Annotated in this window: 15 protein-coding genes; 12 read left to right on the top strand and 3 right to left on the bottom strand. The window is 62.9% G+C overall.

Annotated features, from left to right (window positions below):
* Positions 1–86: 86 nt before the first annotated feature.
* Together AB4Z19_RS26440 and AB4Z19_RS26435 are read right to left on the bottom strand one after the other, a co-directional pair.
* The gene (locus AB4Z19_RS26440; protein ID WP_442036585.1) at positions 87–3,632 is read right to left on the bottom strand and encodes an indolepyruvate ferredoxin oxidoreductase family protein; all 3,546 of its coding nucleotides are present in this window, start codon (positions 3,630–3,632) and stop codon (positions 87–89) included.
* 261 nt (positions 3,633–3,893) lie between these two features.
* Positions 3,894–4,829, bottom strand: a complete 936-nt coding sequence (locus AB4Z19_RS26435) for a LysR substrate-binding domain-containing protein (RefSeq protein ID WP_442028930.1) — start codon at positions 4,827–4,829, stop codon at positions 3,894–3,896.
* An 85-nt stretch (positions 4,830–4,914) separates the two neighbouring features.
* On the opposite strand from AB4Z19_RS26435, the gene AB4Z19_RS26430 reads away from it, so the two are divergent.
* Positions 4,915–6,135: an HD-GYP domain-containing protein gene (locus AB4Z19_RS26430; RefSeq protein ID WP_442036583.1), complete on the top strand. Its 1,221-nt coding sequence runs from the start codon at positions 4,915–4,917 to the stop codon at positions 6,133–6,135.
* On the opposite strand, the gene AB4Z19_RS26425 is transcribed toward AB4Z19_RS26430, so the two are convergent.
* Positions 6,132–7,181 carry a GGDEF domain-containing protein gene (locus AB4Z19_RS26425; protein WP_442023867.1) on the bottom strand — a complete coding sequence of 350 codons (1,050 nt, stop codon included), beginning with the start codon at positions 7,179–7,181 and terminating at the stop codon, positions 6,132–6,134. The two genes, AB4Z19_RS26430 and AB4Z19_RS26425, sit on opposite strands and share 4 nt — an antisense overlap.
* Before the next feature lie 321 nt (positions 7,182–7,502).
* Between AB4Z19_RS26425 and AB4Z19_RS26420 the strand changes: the two genes are divergently transcribed.
* From AB4Z19_RS26420 to AB4Z19_RS26370, 11 genes are all read left to right on the top strand, one after another.
* A complete protein-coding gene (locus AB4Z19_RS26420; protein WP_442023865.1) occupies positions 7,503–7,679 on the top strand; it encodes a Flp family type IVb pilin in 177 nt (58 codons plus the stop codon).
* A gap of 21 nt (positions 7,680–7,700) precedes the next feature.
* The gene (locus AB4Z19_RS26415; RefSeq protein WP_442023863.1) at positions 7,701–8,138 is read left to right on the top strand and encodes a prepilin peptidase; all 438 of its coding nucleotides are present in this window, start codon (positions 7,701–7,703) and stop codon (positions 8,136–8,138) included.
* 72 nt (positions 8,139–8,210) lie between these two features.
* Positions 8,211–9,557 carry an ATP-binding protein gene (locus AB4Z19_RS26410; RefSeq protein ID WP_442036581.1) on the top strand — a complete coding sequence of 449 codons (1,347 nt, stop codon included), beginning with the start codon at positions 8,211–8,213 and terminating at the stop codon, positions 9,555–9,557.
* Complete coding sequence (gene cpaB / locus AB4Z19_RS26405) at positions 9,554–10,387, top strand: Flp pilus assembly protein CpaB (protein ID WP_442023859.1); 834 nt, start codon at positions 9,554–9,556, stop codon at positions 10,385–10,387. Before AB4Z19_RS26410 ends, cpaB begins: the two co-directional genes overlap by 4 nt.
* 9 nt (positions 10,388–10,396) lie before the next feature.
* Complete coding sequence (locus AB4Z19_RS26400) at positions 10,397–11,746, top strand: type II and III secretion system protein family protein (protein ID WP_442023857.1); 1,350 nt, start codon at positions 10,397–10,399, stop codon at positions 11,744–11,746.
* On the top strand, positions 11,743–11,997 hold the full coding sequence (locus AB4Z19_RS26395; RefSeq protein WP_442023855.1) for a hypothetical protein: 255 nt from the start codon (positions 11,743–11,745) through the stop codon (positions 11,995–11,997). Before AB4Z19_RS26400 ends, AB4Z19_RS26395 begins: the two co-directional genes overlap by 4 nt.
* Before the next feature lie 2 nt (positions 11,998–11,999).
* Positions 12,000–13,415 (top strand): pilus assembly protein TadG-related protein, encoded by a 1,416-nt coding sequence (locus AB4Z19_RS26390; RefSeq protein ID WP_442023853.1) that lies wholly within the window; start codon positions 12,000–12,002, stop codon positions 13,413–13,415.
* Positions 13,412–13,879 carry a TadE/TadG family type IV pilus assembly protein gene (locus AB4Z19_RS26385; protein ID WP_442023851.1) on the top strand — a complete coding sequence of 156 codons (468 nt, stop codon included), beginning with the start codon at positions 13,412–13,414 and terminating at the stop codon, positions 13,877–13,879. Before AB4Z19_RS26390 ends, AB4Z19_RS26385 begins: the two co-directional genes overlap by 4 nt.
* Entirely contained in the window at positions 13,866–14,417 is a 552-nt protein-coding gene (locus tag AB4Z19_RS26380; protein WP_442023849.1) for a TadE/TadG family type IV pilus assembly protein, read from the top strand. Before AB4Z19_RS26385 ends, AB4Z19_RS26380 begins: the two co-directional genes overlap by 14 nt.
* A 27-nt stretch (positions 14,418–14,444) precedes the next feature.
* Positions 14,445–15,617 (top strand): AAA family ATPase, encoded by a 1,173-nt coding sequence (locus AB4Z19_RS26375; RefSeq protein WP_442023848.1) that lies wholly within the window; start codon positions 14,445–14,447, stop codon positions 15,615–15,617.
* The gene (locus AB4Z19_RS26370) at positions 15,604–16,947 is read left to right on the top strand and encodes a CpaF family protein (protein WP_442023846.1); all 1,344 of its coding nucleotides are present in this window, start codon (positions 15,604–15,606) and stop codon (positions 16,945–16,947) included. Before AB4Z19_RS26375 ends, AB4Z19_RS26370 begins: the two co-directional genes overlap by 14 nt.
* Positions 16,948–16,951: the final 4 nt, after the last annotated feature.

Raw genomic sequence — 16,951 nt, 5'->3', positions numbered from 1 at the left:
CGTCAAGTCAAGCGATTTAGAACCAATGGCGTGAAACTGGTGGCTGCCACATCGTGGCAGCCACCTGGGTTACGCCGTTGGTTTTATCAGGCAGCGTGCGCGCGGTCGCCGCTCTTGAAAGCAGCCAGCAAGCGCGACTTATCACCCTGATAAGTCTCCACAGCCTTCTCCTTCACATGGCCAAAGCCGCGGATTTTCTCCGGCAGGTTCGCGATGGCAATCGCCTGCTCGTGGTTACCAGCCGACAAGCTGCTCAGCAGTTCGCCCACCAGCGCGCGGTACTCGGTAATCAGCGCACGCTCCATCTTACGCTCCGCGGTGTGGCCAAAGATATCCAGTGCGCCGCCGCGCAGGCCCTTGAACTTGGCCAGCAGCGAGAACGCCTTCCACATCCACGAACCGTACTCCGCCTTCACCAGGTGGCCCTTGGCATCCTTCTTCGCGAACAGCGGCGGCGCCAGGTTGAATTTCAGAGAGAAGTCGCCTTCGAACTGCTGCTTCAGCTGCTCGACGAAACGGCCATCGGTGTACAGGCGCGCCACTTCGTATTCGTCCTTGTAAGACATCAGCTTGAACAGCGACTTGGCTACGGCGGTGGACAGCTTGTTACCCAGGCCCAGCGAGGTTTCCTTGGTGCGCACCTGGGTCACCAGCTCCTCGTAGGAAGCGGCCCATGCGGCGTCCTGGTAGCCGGTCAGGAACTCGACGCGCTTCTTGATCACGTTTTCCAGCGACTGCGGCAGCTGCACCACGATGGCCTGGGTCGGGGTAGCGGTCTTCTCCACCCGCTTCAGGTCCACGGCGGCACGGCGGCCCCACAGGAAGCTCTTCTTGTTCGATTCGATGGCCACGCCGTTCATCTCGATGGCGCGCAGCAGGGCTGCTTCGCTCAGCGGAATGCGGCCGCGCTGCCATGCGTAACCCAGCATGAACAGGTTGGAGGCAATCGAGTCGCCCATCAGCGCCGTCGCCAGCTTGGTCGCATTGATGAAGTCCACAGCCTGCGGACCGCCAACGGATTCGGTGATCAGCGCTTCCACGTTTTCAACCGGGTATTCCCAGTCAGGATTTTGCGCGAAGGTGCCAGGCGGCTGCTCGTGCAGGTTGACCACAGCCAGCGTGCGGCCCGGACGCATCTTCGAGATCGCGTCGGAAGCACCGGAGGTCAGCATGTCGCAGCCCAGGATCAGGTCTGCTTCGCCGGTCGCGATACGCTGTGCGCGCAGGTGAGCCGGGGTGCGGGCGATCTTGACGTGCGAAGTCACCGAGCCGTTTTTCTGCGACATGCCGGTCATATCCAGCACGGAAGCGCCTTTGCCTTCAAGGTGGGCGGCCATGCCCATCAGCGCGCCGACGGTAATCACACCGGTGCCGCCGATACCGTTGATCAGGATGTTGTACGGCTGCTCGCATGCCGGCAGTGCAGGCACTGGCAGATCGCCCCAGTCGTCGGTCTTCGCCACGCCAGTCTTGGACTTCTTCAGCGTGCCGCCTTCAACGGTTACGAAGGATGGGCAGAAGCCCTTCGTGCACGAGTAATCCTTGTTGCAGCTGGACTGGTCGATGGTGCGCTTGCGGCCAAACTCGGTTTCCTTTGGCAGGATCGATACGCAGTTGGACTGGATACCGCAGTCGCCGCAGCCTTCGCACACTGCTTCGTTGATGACCATGCGCTTGTTCGGGTCCGGGAATTCGTTCTTCTTGCGGCGGCGGCGCTTCTCGGCGGCGCAGGTCTGGTCGTAAATGATGACCGAGCAGCCTTCGATTTCACGCAGTTCGCGCTGCACCGCATCCATCTCCTTGCGGTCGTGCAGGGACACGATGGAAGGCAGGGCAGAGCGGTCGGTGTAGCGCGACAAGTCTTCCGTCACCAGCGCGATGCGCTTGATGCCTTCAGCGGCCATCTGCTGCGCGATCATCGGTACGGACACGGTGCCGTCCACCGGCTGGCCGCCGGTCATTGCTACTGCGTCGTTGTACAGGATCTTGTAGGTGATGTTGACCTTCGCCGCCACGGCCGCGCGGATCGCCAGATAGCCGGAGTGGAAATAGGTGCCATCGCCCAGGTTCTGGAACACGTGCGGCACTTTGGAGAATGCAGCCTGGCCGATCCACGGCGTGCCTTCGCCGCCCATGTGGGTGGTCAGCTTGTTCATCTCCGGGTAGATCGAGGTTGCCATCACATGGCAGCCGATACCGGCCAGTGCGAACGAGCCTTCCGGCACCTTGGTCGAGGTGTTGTGCGGGCAGCCGGAGCAATAGAAGGCGGGACGGAATGGTGTTTCGATCGCCTTCTTCAGCACCGCGTCCTTTGCTTCCAGGAAGGTCAGGCGGGCCTTGATCTGGTCCTGGATATTGGTGTCGGCGATGTAGCGGGCGATGCGGCCGGCGATCACGCGCGCTACTTGCGACACGGAGAAGTCAGCCTTCGGCGGCAACAGCCACTCGCCGCGCGGCGCAACCCATTCGCCCTTGTCGTCGAACTTGCCGATGATGTGCGGACGCACGTCGTCGCGCCAGTTGTACAGCTGTTCCTTCAGCTGGTACTCAACGAACTGGCGCTTCTCTTCCACCACCAGGATCTCGTCCAGGCCCTGTGCGAATTCGCGCACCGATTCCGGCTCCAGCGGCCATGGCATGGAGACTTTGAACAGGCGCAGGCCGAGCTTGGCGGCCATGTCCTCATCGATGCCCAGTTCTTCCAGCGCTTCCAGCACGTCGAGGTAGGACTTGCCGGAGGCGATGATGCCCAGCTTGGCGTCCTTGGAATCGATGGTGGTGTGATTCAGCTTGTTCTCGCGCGCATAGGCCAGCGCTGCGTAGATTTTGTAGTCCTGCATCAGGGCTTCCTGATTGCGGGCTTGCTGGCCCAGCGGAATGCTGGACAGGCGTGCATTCAGGCCGCCTTCCGGCATCACGAAGTCTTTCGGGACCTTCACATCGACGCGGAACGGATCGGCATCCACCGAAGCGCTCGACTCGACGGTGTCGGCCAGCGCCTTGAAAGCCACGGCGCAACCGGAGAAGCGCGACATGGCCCAGCCGTGCACGCCCAGGTCCAGGTATTCCTGCACATTGCATGGATACAGCACAGGGATCATGCAGGCGGAAAAGATGTGGTCGGACTGGTGCGGCAGGGTGGAGGAGTAGGCGCCGTGGTCGTCGCCGGCCACCAGCAGGATGCCGCCGTGCTTCGACGTGCCGGCATGGTTCATGTGTTTGAAGACGTCGCCGCAGCGGTCCACGCCGGGACCCTTGCCGTACCACATGGCGAACACGCCGTCGTACTTGGACGGGCCGATCAGGTCAACCTGCTGCGAACCCCAGACGGCGGTCGCTGCCAGGTCTTCGTTCACGCCCGGCACGAACTGCACATTGTGCGCTTCCAGGTGCTTCTTGGCCTTCCACAGCGTTTCGTCCAGGCCGCCCAGCGGCGAACCGCGGTAGCCGGAAATGAAGCCGCCCGTGTTCAGCCCCGTTTTCTGGTCGCGGATTTGCTGCACCAGCGGCAGGCGCACCAGGGCTTGAATACCGGAGAGGAAAATTTTGCCGGAGGTGGAAGTGTACTTATCGTCGAGCTTGACGTCGTTCAGTGCAGGCGAGTTGCTGCCGGTTGCCGTGGTATCTGGCATGGGGGCTGTCTCCAAAATTCATGATTCGGTGCGTGGCTGGCACAGGTGAGCGCCGGGTAAGCGCATCCTTGCCTAGACACAGCGGCTGCGGGTTTGCAGCCTTTTTCAGTCCGCCAGTTTACGGTTTACTTTACGTATACGGAAATACGGTTTGGGGATGGGGGTATAAGAAAAACCGATGGCCCAAAACGGGTGGCAGGCACCCCAATCGTCAGTGCTCGACCAATCGGACAGCAGCGAATGGGGTGCCTGCCACCAGGTCTACGCCCCAGGTTTGGTCTCCGCCCCTGGCCAGACACCACTGGCGCACAGGTCGGCCGCTACCTGTTTCGCCAGAGAACAGATCGCGTTAGCGGCATTTGTCAGCGGAATGTTGCGTGATGCGCACAGAACGACGGTACGGCTGATGGCCGGATCTTTGATGCGGTGGGCGCGCATGGCGCCACGTTCGATGTCTTGCAGCACAGGCGCCACCGGCAGGATGGTGGCGCCCATGCCGGCCATGATGGCCGATTTCAGGATTGCTATAGAGTTAATTTCAATCACGTCGCCTACCGCGAGCCCGGCCGCCCGCGCCACGGCTTCTATGCGGGGACGCACGCCATGCTGCAAGCCCGGCAGGATCAGCGTGGTGTGCAGCGCCTGCTTGAGAGTGATGGCTTCGCGGCCTTCGAACACCGGCAGATCGGCGCGGCAGATATAGCTGAGCGCTTCTTCCGCCAGCACGGCGGTGGTGAATGGCGTCAGCTGGCCATCATCGAACAGGACGGCAAGGTTGACGCGTCCGCTCTTCAATTGCTCGGCCAGATTGCCCGTCAGCTCTTCGGTCAGTTGCAAAGTGATATCCGGAAACTGCTCGCGCGCCGCTGTCAGCAGGGGCAGGGCAAGGGCTGCCGAAATGCTGTGCGGCAGCCCCAAAGTCACGCTGCCGGAAGGCCTGGCCGACTGGGTCACGGCGGTGCGTGCATCGGCCACCTGTTTCAGGATGGCCTGGGCATGTTCGTAGAACACTTTCCCTGCGTCCGTGCTGACCACGCCCTGCGCGCTTCGATGCAGCAACTGCGCGCCCAGTTCCTCCTCCAGCTGGCGCAATTGCTGCGTCAGCGCAGGTTGCGCCACATGCAATACCACGGCCGCGCGGGACAGCGATCCGTGGTCGACTATGGCGACAAAGTAACGAAGTTGGCGCAGTTCCATGTGAATGTGCAGCGTTAAGTAGTCATTTCATTAGGAAACATTTATCATTCTAGCGTGTTCCACGCTGTCCTATTCAGATAAAAGCATGCTCAAAAAAGTCGATTCGTCTCAGCTGAAGGTCGGCATGTACATCCACGACCTGAGTTGTGACTGGATGACGCATCCCTTCGTCCGCAATCGCTTCGTCATCGCCAGCCAGGATGAGATCAACAAGATCATCAAGGCCGGCATCCACGATGTGGTGATCGACGCCGGCAAAGGCCTGGATGTGGAAGAAGCGCTGACCCTGGACGAAGCCCAGGCCCAGACCGAACGCGAACTGGAAGAACTGGCCAAGCAGCCATCGAAGATTATCAAGACTTCGCTGGGCGAAGAGCTCAAGCGCGCGGCCCAGATCCGTCACCAGGCCGCAGGCGTGGTGCGCAATGTGATGGCAGATGCCCGTCTCGGCAAAGCCATTGAAATCGGCGCGGTGCAGCCGGTGGTGCAGAATATTACCGAGTCCATCCTGCGTAATCCGGGTGCTTTGCTGGGCCTGCTGCGCATCAAGGGCAAGGATGACTATACCTTCCTGCACTCCGTCAGTGTGTGCGCGCTGCTGGTGGCATTCTGCAACGCCCGCAATATGGATGAGGACATCATCCGCGAAGCCGGCATCGGCGGCCTGCTGCACGACACCGGTAAGGCCATGGTGCCGGATGCGATCCTGAACAAGCCCGGCCCGCTGACCGACGAAGAATTCGCCATCATCAAGAAACACCCGGAAGACGGCTGGAACATCCTGCGCCAGTCGCCGGACGTGCCGGCCATCGCCCTCGACATCACGCGCCACCACCACGAGCGCCGCGACGGTACGGGCTATCCGGACAAGCAGGCCGGCGACGAAATCAGCGAGCTGGCCCAGATGGCCGCCATCGTGGACGTCTACGACGCCCTGACGGCCGACCGCGTCTACCACAAGGGCATTCCTGCCGCGGCCGCGCTGCGCAAGATCTACGAGTGGAGCAAGCATCATTTCAATCAGACGCTGGTGCAGGAATTCATGCGCTGCGTGGGCATCTACCCGGTCGGCACCCTGGTGCTGCTGGAATCGGGACGCCTGGGCGTGGTGGTCGAGCCGCACGAAACCAATCTGCTGGCGCCGAAAGTAAACGTGTTCTTCAGCACCAAGACCAATGTCTACATCAAGCCGGAAACGATCGATCTGTCGCGCGGACTGGGTTTCGGCGGTGGGGACAAGATTGTGGGCCATGAGTCGGCGTCCAAGTGGAACGTCGATCCGATGCGTTTTATGACGCTGGCTTAGAAGAATTCAGCCGTATCGTTTGATTCGACTGTCTGCAGGCTGCCGCTGCTGACCAGCTCATCGTAGTGGCAGGCCATGTTGCGGCCGTGGCTTTTGGCGTAGTACAGCGCCTGGTCGGCACGGCCCAGAATGATCACCGGCGCTTCGTACGCGCTGATGCTGACAAAGCCCACACTCACCGTCACCCTTCCCACCTGAGGGAAATCATGCTCTTCCACGTTCTTGCGGAAGCGCTCGATGATCTTTTTCGCATTTTCCAGGTTGGAAGAACGCAGCAGCACCACGAATTCCTCGCCGCCGAAACGGAACACGCGGTCCTGGGCGCGGAAGGAGGATTGCAGCAGGTTGGCGATCAGGATCAGCACCTCATCGCCGTACAGGTGGCCGAATTTGTCGTTGACGGCCTTGAAATGGTCGACGTCGACCACGGCCAGCCACTGTTTCTCTTCTTCGTTGTGCTGGCGGCGCTCCAGGCCATCCGGCGGCACGGACAAAGCGTCCTGCTCGGCGGAGCTGGCCTGCAGCATCTTGGAAAGCTGGTCGTCGAAGGTCTTGCGGTTCAGCAGGCCGGTCAGGGAGTCGCGCTCGCTGTAGTCCAGCAGGTTCTGGAAATTACGGTAGACGCTGACGATGCCGCCAATGATGTGAATGGTATCGCTGGTGTAGGGCGTCGGATTGATAATTTCCAGACAAGTATCGGCCTTGTCGCCCATCCAGATCGGCAGCCACAGGGTGTGCTCGCCGCCCGCATTCATATAGTCCGCGCTGGACTCATGGCTGGCGATGCAGCGGGCAAGGGCAGGGTAGCTCGCGATCGGTTCGCCAGGGTTGGCGGGATCGATGATTTCTTCCATGCGGGCCGGCTGGCCGCGCACGATGATGGCGCGTGGACGCACAAACATTTGGCCGCGCACGTTCACCAGGCTTAGCACCCGGGTACGTGTAGCGGAGGCCAGTTCCTGAACCGCCGAAATCACAGAGATGTCGAGCATCGTGTGATCCCGGTGGCCGGTCATGTCCACCATATGTTTCAGAAGGGAATCCATTTGCGCTTAATGTTTCCGATTTTCAAGGCTCACAGTGACACCAAGCACGAGGCCTTTCCAAAAGACAGCTGACCAGCATAATGTCTTTTTGCATTAAGGGCAATTGTCTTTGCGTGTTTTCATGCAAAACGCCACGTTTGATGTCGCCAAATCTAGCGCGGATGCGACAGCCCCAGTTTGACATAGAACATCCGGACGTGCAGGGAAAATTCTGTGCGGAAACCTTGTTTTGTGTCAACTTGCCAAAAGGCACAACTCCTATAGTTGAGGCAATGGTGCGCAACGCAGGCGCCAGAGGCGTTCTTTTCTAAGGAGTCGATCATGAAAGCACTAATCGCAGCAATCCGGCGTTTCGGCCAGGACCAGCGCGGGCTGACCGCTATCGAGTATGGCCTGATGGCGGCGACCATTGCCTTGGCAGTTACCGCAGGAGCAACAAAAGTCAGCGACGGCCTGAACACGGTATTCACCGCCGTCAAGACAGCGCTGACCAGCTGACCGTGGCCGATGGCGGTAGCCATGCCGACTGTTTCGCAAGTTCTGCTGCTTTTCCTGGTTGGCCTGGCCGCCGCCTGCGACATCGCCAGTCGCCGCGTGCCGAACTTGCTGGTGGGCGCTGGCCTCGCCGCTGCGCTGTTATTGCACTTCGTAGCTGGTGGCCCGCTGGCGCTGCTGCGCCTGGGACTGGCAGGCGCGCTCGCTGGCGGGGCCATCTTTCTTCCCTTTTATCTGTTGCGTGGCATGGCCGCCGGCGACATCAAGCTGATGGCCATGGTGGGCGCCTTCGCCGGCCCGGTGGGCGCCTGCGTCATTGCCGTGCTCACCGCCCTGGCCGGCGGCGGCATGGCGCTGCTGATGCTGCTCGCTGCGCGCTGGCAAAAACGTCCCGTGGCGGGCCTGCCCTACGCCCTGGCGATCGCGCTGGGCACCGCCTGTGCCGTCGCCGCAACGCTGTAGTCGGCCTTGTTGCAGATCAATATCCGCATGGAAACCCCTCGCTATCATCGGTTCCTCACAAGGAGAAACGGCATGATCGACACCGAAGACATCCTGCAGGCATCCCTGGAACAGCCGCCGCTGCTGGCGCCGCCGCCGCGCACCGTGCGCGATACCGGCCTGGAGCTGCAAATGCTGGCGGAGCTGGCAACCAAATCGCTCTATCAGATAGGCAAGACCCATCTTCCCGTGCTCACCACCCGGTTGCGGCTGTCGATCAATGTGCTGCGCGAGGTGATGGATTTCCTGGTTGCCGAGCAGCTGGCGGAAGTGGCCTGGCGCGGCGAATCCGATATCGATGTGAAGTACCAGCTGACGGGCCGCGGCCGCGAATGCGCCGCCGACTGGCTGGAGCGCCGCCCGTATGCGGGTCCGGCGCCAGTACCGCTGGATGCCTACCGCAGCCTGGTGATGCGCCAGGCCGCAGCGCTGCCGGACGTGAGCGCGGAAGAAGTGGCGGCCGTGTTCGCCGACGACTACCTCGACACCCGAGTACATGAACTGGCTGGCGCTGCCATGTACTCGGCGCGTTCGCTGCTGCTGTACGGCGTTCCGGGCAGCGGTAAGAGCACCCTGGCGCGCAAGCTGGGACGCCTGCTGCAAGGCACGGTGGCGCTGCCTTATGCCATCGCGGTGGGGCAGGAAATCATCCAGGTATTCGACGCCACCATTCACCAGCCGCCACCCATCATGCCGGGCCGCACACCGCCGCAACGGAGCGCCGATCTGCGCTGGATTCTTTGCCAGCGTCCCATCGTGCATCTTGGCGCGGAGCTCAGCGCAGACATGCTGGAGCTGCGCTACGACGCCCACAGCGGCTGCTACCAGGCGCCGCCTCACTTCAAGGCCAACAACGGTCTGTTCATCTTGGACGATCTGGGGCGTCAGCGTGTGCCCGCATCGGCCCTGCTGAATCGCTTCATTCAGCCATTGGACGTGGGCATGGACCAGCTGGCGCTGCAAGGCGGCTTCAAATTCACCGTGCCGTTCCGGGCCATGCTGGTGTGCGCCACCAACTTCGAGCCGGCCACATTGCTGGATGCCGCCTCGCTGCGCCGCATCGGCTACAAGGTGCGCGTGCCGGCCTTGAGCGAGGCGAATTACCGCGCCCTGTGCCGCCAGCAGTGCCGCGCGCTGAATGTGGAGCTGGACGAAGCGGCGCTGAATTATCTGATGAATGAGCTGCATGCAGGCAGCGCCCAGCCGCTGCTGGCCAGCCTGCCGCGTGAAATTGTCAGCCGCGTGGCGGATTTCGCGGGCTTTGCGGGACAGGCGCCGCGTTTGTCCGCAGCCACGCTGGATCAGGCCTGGTCCAGCATCTTCGCCGGCTGCGCGCCGGCACGTTCCGAAGTCCCCGCTTTATACGAGAGCATCGCATGAAAAACCGGCGCGCCTTCGCGATGATGGGCCTGGCCATTGTGCTTGGCCTGGCCGCCGTGGTGCTGGCTTCGCGCTGGCTGCTGCGGCAAACGCCCGGTGCGGCGCGCATCGTGGTCGCGGCGGCGGACGTGAACCTGGGCCAGCGCATCGCGCCGGACATGGTGAAACTGGCAGACTGGCCATCCGCCAGCCTGCCGGCGGGCGTGCTGCGCGATCCGCAGCAGCTCAATGGCCGCGTGCTGAAAGCCAGTGTGCAGCGTGGCGAACCGCTGACCGAGGCCAAGCTGGCGCCGGCCGGTACGCTGGGCGGCCTGTCTGCCCTGATTACGGAAGGCCGCCGCGCGATCACGGTGCGCGTCAACGATGTGGTGGGTGTCGCGGGGTTTGCGCTGCCTGGCAATTTCGTCGATATCCTGGTCAATACCCAGGCCGATGGCGAAGCACAAGGCAAGGAGTCGGCCATCTCCAAGATCGTGCTGGAGCGGATTCTGGTGCTTGCCGTCGCGCAGGAAGTCTCACGTGACGACACCAAGCCGCGCGTGGTGAATGCGGTCACGCTGGAGGTGACGCCGGAACAGGCCGAGCGTCTGGATCTGGCGCGCAGCGTGGGGACCTTGTCGCTGGTGCTGCGCAACCAGGTCGATCCTCAGCCGGGCGTCACGGCTGGCGCCACCAAGCATATGCTGCTGGCGCGCGCCGAAGCCGCCGCTGCCGCGCCTGTGGCGCTGGCCGCCGATGTCACCGCGCCGCCGAAGCATGGCACCGCTACGCATGCGGCGCATTGCGTCGCCGTGATCAATGGCACCCACAGCAGCCAGGAATGCCTGTGAGGAGCCACCATGAACGCCATCCCGGCCCTTGCCCTTGCGACGGCGCTCGCCTGCGCACACGCATTTACCGCGGCAGGCACAGCCCCGGCAGCGCATAGCGGCGAAGGCCTGCGCTGCAACGGCGAGGCGGCGGCACCGGCGCATCTCGCACTCCATTTAGGCAAGTCCACCATGATGCGCATGCAGGAGCCTGTTGCCGCACGCGCCATCGGCAACCCGGCCGTGCTGCAGTCCTTGCTGGTGGCGCCCGACACGCTGTACCTGCTGGGGGTGGATGTGGGCAGCACCAACCTGATCGTGCAGGGCCGGAGCGGCATATGCAATGTGGTGGATATTGCCGTCGCCATGGACCCGGCCGCGCTACAGGGCACTTACGCCAGCCTCCTCCCGGAAGAGAAGGACATCCGCGTCAGTGCGGCTGCCGATGCGCTGGTGCTGAGCGGTTCCGTGTCGGATGGTCCAACGCTGCAACAGGCGCTGGACCTGGCCACGGCTTACGTGCGGCAGCCGCTGCGCCCCATGCAGGCGGCGCGTGAAGCTGCACCTGGGACGGCGCCTGCTGCGGCTGTCGCCCCGGCACCTGCCGCGCGTGTGATCAACATGCTGTCTGTGCGCGCGCCGCAGCAAGTCATGCTGGAAGTGAAGATCGCCGAAGTATCCAAGACCCTGCTGGACCGCCTGGAGGGCGGCGTCGATCTGCACTTCAGTACCGGCAGCTGGACCGCGCGGCTGCTGTCCAACTTCGTCAGCGGGAATATGCGCAGCATGCTGAATCTCGCTAAGAGCAATGGCAATTCGCTGCGCCTGGACGCGGAAAAGCAGGACGGCCTGGTACGCGTGCTGGCCGAGCCGACGGTCATTGCGATCAGTGGCCAGGAGGGCAGTTTCCTTGCGGGCGGCAAGATCCTGGTGCCGGTGGGGCAGGACAACAACAAAATCACGCTGGAAGAAAAGGAATTCGGTATCGGCCTGCGCTTCACGCCCACCGTGTTGACGGGAGGCCTGATCAATCTGCGGGTGGCGCCCGAAGTATCTGAACTGTCGCGCGACGGCGTGGGCATCAGCACGACGGGCTTTTCAGGCCGGGTGCTGCTGCCCCTGATTACGACGCGCCGCGCCAGCACCACCGTGCAGCTGCGCGATGGCCAAAGCTTCGCGATCGGTGGATTAATTCGCAACAGCCAGGTCAACAACGCGAGCACCTTGCCTTTGCTGGGCGAAGTGCCTGTCCTCGGCGCCCTGTTTCGCAGCAGAGATTTTCAGAACGATCGCAGCGAGCTGCTGTTCGTGGTGACGGCCTATCTGGTCAAGCCGCTGACCGGAGACTACCCGTTGCCCACCGATGGAGGCCAACCATGAGAGCACATCACGTCCTGATGCTGGCGCTGCTGTGCGGCTGCGCTGCCGCGCTGCCGCCGCCAACACCGTTTGTGCACGGCGAAGCCACGCGCCGCGCGCTGGCCATGCAGATTCTCGATCCGGATAGCAGCCGCTCGCGTCAACCCGTCAGCGGCATGGATGGCCGCAGCGCTGCCGCGGCCCAGCAGCGTTATGAGAAATCCTTCAGCGACGCACCGCACGAAGCGGCGCCCATCGTGCCAGGGAAATGAAGATGATGTGCTTCCGTCAGCGCGGCTCGGCCGCTGTCACTTTCGCGTTGATGCTGGCGGTGATGGTCGGCTTCTGCGGCCTGGCGATCGATCTCGGCATGATGTACTTCCGCAAATCGCAGCTGCAGAACGCGGCCGATTCCGTTGCGCTGGCGGCAGCCTTCCAACTAAACGGCACCACGGCTGGCGTGAACTCGGCGCGCATTGAGTCAGTGAACGTCGGCTCTAACCAGTTCATAGGGCAAGGCAACTCGCTCGAGTGGAGCGACACTGCCCTGACGTTCAGCGCCGATCCCGATGCCCCTGACAACGCCTGGCTCAGTATAGATGCGGCCAAAGCAACACCAGCCAATTTGCGCTACGCCCGCGTGAACACCAATGCATTCGGCGATCTGAACAGCGTGCGGCCACTGCTGATGGGTGTTCTGGGCTCCGGCAACGATCCGGTCAACCTCGCGGGGACAGCAGTGGCGGGGCCGCACGCCATGAATGTCCTGCCCTTTGCAATTTGCGCCATGAGCAGCACAGCCAGCGCCACGCGCGCCAACGGTGGCGCTGCGCAGGAGCTGGTCGAATATGGCTTCCGCTACGGCGTCGGCTACAACCTACTGAACCTGAATCCCGCTGCGGGCGCCACATCGGGCGAGTATTTCTATATCGATCCCATCGCGCCACCTGGTACGCCATCGCTGCAGGCTAATCTGAGCGACAGCCAGCTGGCGCCGTTCATCTGCAATGGCACGCTGGCCTACGCCACCCTGGCCGGCGCTCCGCTCAATTTGCGCCGGCCGGCCGGATTCAATTTGTGGCAGCAGCTGAATTCCCGCTTCGACAGCTATGGCGGCGCGCCTGCCTGCAATCCCGAAGCGGCGCCGCCGGACAGCAATATCCGCTCCTTCAGCGCCGCAGCGGCAACCTGGATGAATAACGCCGCGGCCCTGCAGACGGCGCAGGCGACAGCGCCGGCAGCGGGCCAGCCACTGCGCACGATTGCCGATCCCGCACCGGTGCTGCCGCCAGTGGCGTCGGGCCTGTACGGTGTGCTGTGGGCATACGGACCCGCGCGCCGCAGCACCGGCAGCAATTTCGGCACCGTCAACTGGCAGATCCTTTACCCTTCGGCGCCCGCCATGGCGCCGGGCGCTTGGCCGTCCAGCCCTGCGCCTTACAAGAACGCCGCCTATACCACTGCTCCTTCGCGCCCCGGCCGCAGCGGACGCCGCGTGCTGTACGTTCCCTTGCTGTCCTGCCCCGTGGCGGCGGGCCAGTACGTCACGGCGTCCGTACTGGCGGTAGCGCGTTTTCTGATGACCGCGCCCGCTACGTCCACTGTACTCAGCGCGGAATATGCGGGTGTGCTCACCACTGCCGCTGCCGGTGAGCCGCAACTGTCGGCGGAAGTGGAGCTGATTCGATGAAGCGGCCTGTCCTCGTACAGCGCGGCGTCGTGGCCATTGAAGTGGCGCTGCTGATACTGCCCTGTTTTTTCCTGCTGCCGACCATGCTGTATTTCGCGCGTATGACGCTGCACAGCATCGTGCTGCAACAAGCTGCCCAGAACTCCGGCCGCTACCTCGCTTCGGTGCCGCCGGAAGACATGACCGACGCGGCACGTCAGGCGGTGGTGCTGGATGTTGCCGGCAGGATCGTCAGCGATGCGGTCACGGGCGCGCATCTCGACAACCAGCCGCAGACAGTTATTTTCGTTTGCCAGAACAATCCTTGCTCGCAGCACACCTATTCGACGCTGCCGGCCCTCGTCGACACCCACATCACCCTGTTCTTCTCGGACCCCATTTTCATGGGCGTTGGCGGCTTTGCCGACCTGTCCGGCCAAAGCACACTGCAATACCAGGCGAGGCTGCCCTATGCATACCGATGAACAGCGCGGATCGGTAGGCGTGGAATTCATGCTGGCCTTTCTCTTCTTTATGGCCACGATGTTCGCGGTGATCGAGTATGCACGCATGATGTATCTGTGGAATTCGCAGCAGGAAGTCACGCGGCGTGCGGCGCGGGCCGCTGCGGTCACCAACTTTTCCGACGTCGCAGCCATGCAGGCATTGCGCCGTCGCGCCATCTTCCGCGACAGCGACGGCGCGCTGCCACTGGCGCCCGCGCTGACGCAGGACAGCGTGCGCGTCGAATATCTGTCGCTCAGCGCCAGTGGCGCGATGGCGCCGATTGCCGTGCTGCCCGGCTGCCCGGCCCGCAATGTGCTCAACTGCGCCATCGATCCGCACAGCGCGGACTGTATCCGCCTGATACGTGTCAGCGTTTGCGGCGACAGCAGCTGTTCTCCCATTCCCTACCAAGCCATGATGCCGCTGGTTCCCGTGCCCGCGTCGCTGCCGCCGGCCACCACGGTGCTGCGTGCCGAGTCACTGGGATTCCGGCCAGGCCAGGCCATGTGTCCCTGAACTGCGTTAGCCCCCGGAGGAAAGCCTATGAAAGCCCTGATGATCGGCAAAGACGGTCAATTGCATGCGGAGCTGGCGGCCCAGGGGGCGGCTCGTCTGCCTTCGGTGCAGTTCGTCGTTGCGCGTAATGGCTTGCGCGACGCGGTGGAGCGCGTGCTGCCCGAGGCGCCGGAGCTGGTGGTGTTTGATGCCAGCGAAGTGGAGCCCTGCGAAGCCGAGCTGGTGGAACGGCTGGCACTGCATTATCCGCAAGCGTCCTTCATTCTGCTGACGCGCGCGCCCCAGCATGATTTGCTGATCCGTGCCATGCGTGCCGGCATGCGTGAAGTGCTGCAGCTGCCACTGGTGCACCGCGCCTTTCACGAAGCCATGGATCGCATCGAGATCGAGCGCGGGCTGACACAGATGCGCGATGGGAAGGCGCTGTCCTTCATCTCCTGCAAAGGCGGTTGTGGCGCGACCTTTCTTGCCTCGAACTTTGCTTACGCACTGGCGGCGCTGGCCGAGAAGAAGGTGCTGCTGATCGACTTGCACGGCCAGTTTGGCGATGCGGTGCTGTATGTGTCGGACCAGAAGCCCGGCATGACGCTGTCCGGCGTGTGCAGCCAGATTGCCCGGCTGGACGGCGCGTTCCTTGAGTCTTCGCTGGTCCATGTGTCGCACAACTTTGGCGTGCTGGCGGCGGCGGACGATCACAATGTGGAGCCGAAGCCCGATCACATCGATACCATCCTGCGCGTGGCACGCCAGCATTTCGATTACATCCTGCTGGACGTGGGCCGCCAGATCGATGCGCTGTCCCTGCGTGCGCTGGACAAGTCCGACGTGATCTTCCCGGTGCTGCAACTGGCCTTGCCCGATATCCGCGATGGCCGCCGTCTGCTGGATATCTTCCGCTCCCTCGGTTATCCGTACGAGCGCACGCGCCTGATCGTCAACCGCTACGAGAAGGGCGGCAAGTTGCGCCTGTCTGATCTGGAGCATGCGCTGGGCGTCGACGTGATGCACACGGTGCCGAACGACTATCTGAACGCCACCGATTCGGTAAACCAGGGCGTGCCGCTCCTGCAGCTGGCGCGCAACAGTGCCTTGGCACGCAGCCTGGCCGAGCTGGTGGAAGTGGTGACGCAGCGCCGCACGCCGGAAAGCAAGGGTTTGTTCGATCGTCTGTTCAAGGGAGGCAGCAATGAGCCTGCGTGATCGTCTGGCCGCCGTGGAGCAGGACAGCGGCGTCGCCAGTTTGCCTGGGCTGGTCGCCACGGCTTACCAGGATCTGAAGAAGTCCATGCACCAGATGATCCTGGATCGCATCGATCTGGAACGCCTGAAGCGTCTGACGCCGGAGCAGTTCCGGCACGAGCTGGCCTTGCTGGTCCAGCGCATCATCGAAGACGAGCGCATTGTGCTGAACCAGTCGGAACGCCACCAGCTAGTGCTGGACATACAGCATGAGATGCTGGGCTTTGGTCCGCTGGAGCCGCTGCTGGCCGATCCCGGCGTATCGGACATTCTGGTCAACACCCATGCGCAAGTCTACGTGGAGCGCAATGGCCGCCTGGAGCTGACCGGCATCACCTTCCACGACAATGCCCACCTGATGAAGATCATCGAGAAAATCGTCTCGCGCGTGGGCCGCCGTGTGGATGAATCGAGCCCGATGGTCGACGCGCGCCTGCCGGACGGCTCGCGCGTGAACGCCATCATTCCACCGCTGGCAGTGGATGGTCCTATTCTATCGGTGCGGCGCTTTGCCACGCTGCCACTGACCATCGACAAGCTGATCGACTTCAAGAGCCTGACGCCGCCCATGGTGGAGGTGCTTCGGGCACTGGGCCAGGCACGATTGAATATTCTGATTTCCGGCGGCACCGGCAGCGGCAAGACCACGCTGCTGAATGTGCTGTCCGGCTTCATTCCCGCTACAGAACGCATTGTGACCATTGAGGATGCGGCGGAACTGCAGCTGCGGCAGCCCCACGTGGTGCGGCTGGAAACGCGTCCGCCGAATATCGAAGGCAAGGGTGAAGTGACGCAGCGCGCACTGGTGCGCAACGCCCTGCGCATGCGGCCCGACCGCATCATCCTCGGCGAGGTACGCGGTGCGGAGGCGATCGATATGCTGCAGGCGATGAACACGGGACACGAAGGTTCGCTGGCCACGATTCACGCGAACTCGCCGCGCGATGCCTTGTCGCGGCTGGAAAATATGGTGGGCATGGCGGGCGCCAATCTCAGCGCCCGCGCCGCGCGCCAGCAGATTGTATCGGCCATCACGGTGGTGATGCAGCTCTCGCGGCTTGCGGATGGTACGCGCAAACTGGTGAGCATGCAGGAAATTACGGGCATGGAAGGCGAGACGGCTGCCATGCATGAAATCTTCCATTTCGAGCAGACGGGCGTGGATGGTAACGGCAAGGTGCTGGGGCAGTTTTACGCAACCGGCGTGCGGCCACGCTTTGCCGACCGCTTGCGCGCCTTCGGCGTACCGGTGCCGGATAGCGTGTTCGATCCGGGCCGCGTATTCGAATGAGGAG

Source organism: Pseudoduganella sp. RAF19, from assembly GCF_052114165.1.
GTDB lineage: Bacteria > Pseudomonadota > Gammaproteobacteria > Burkholderiales > Burkholderiaceae_D > Rugamonas.
This window is presented reverse-complemented; position numbering and strand designations above follow the sequence as displayed.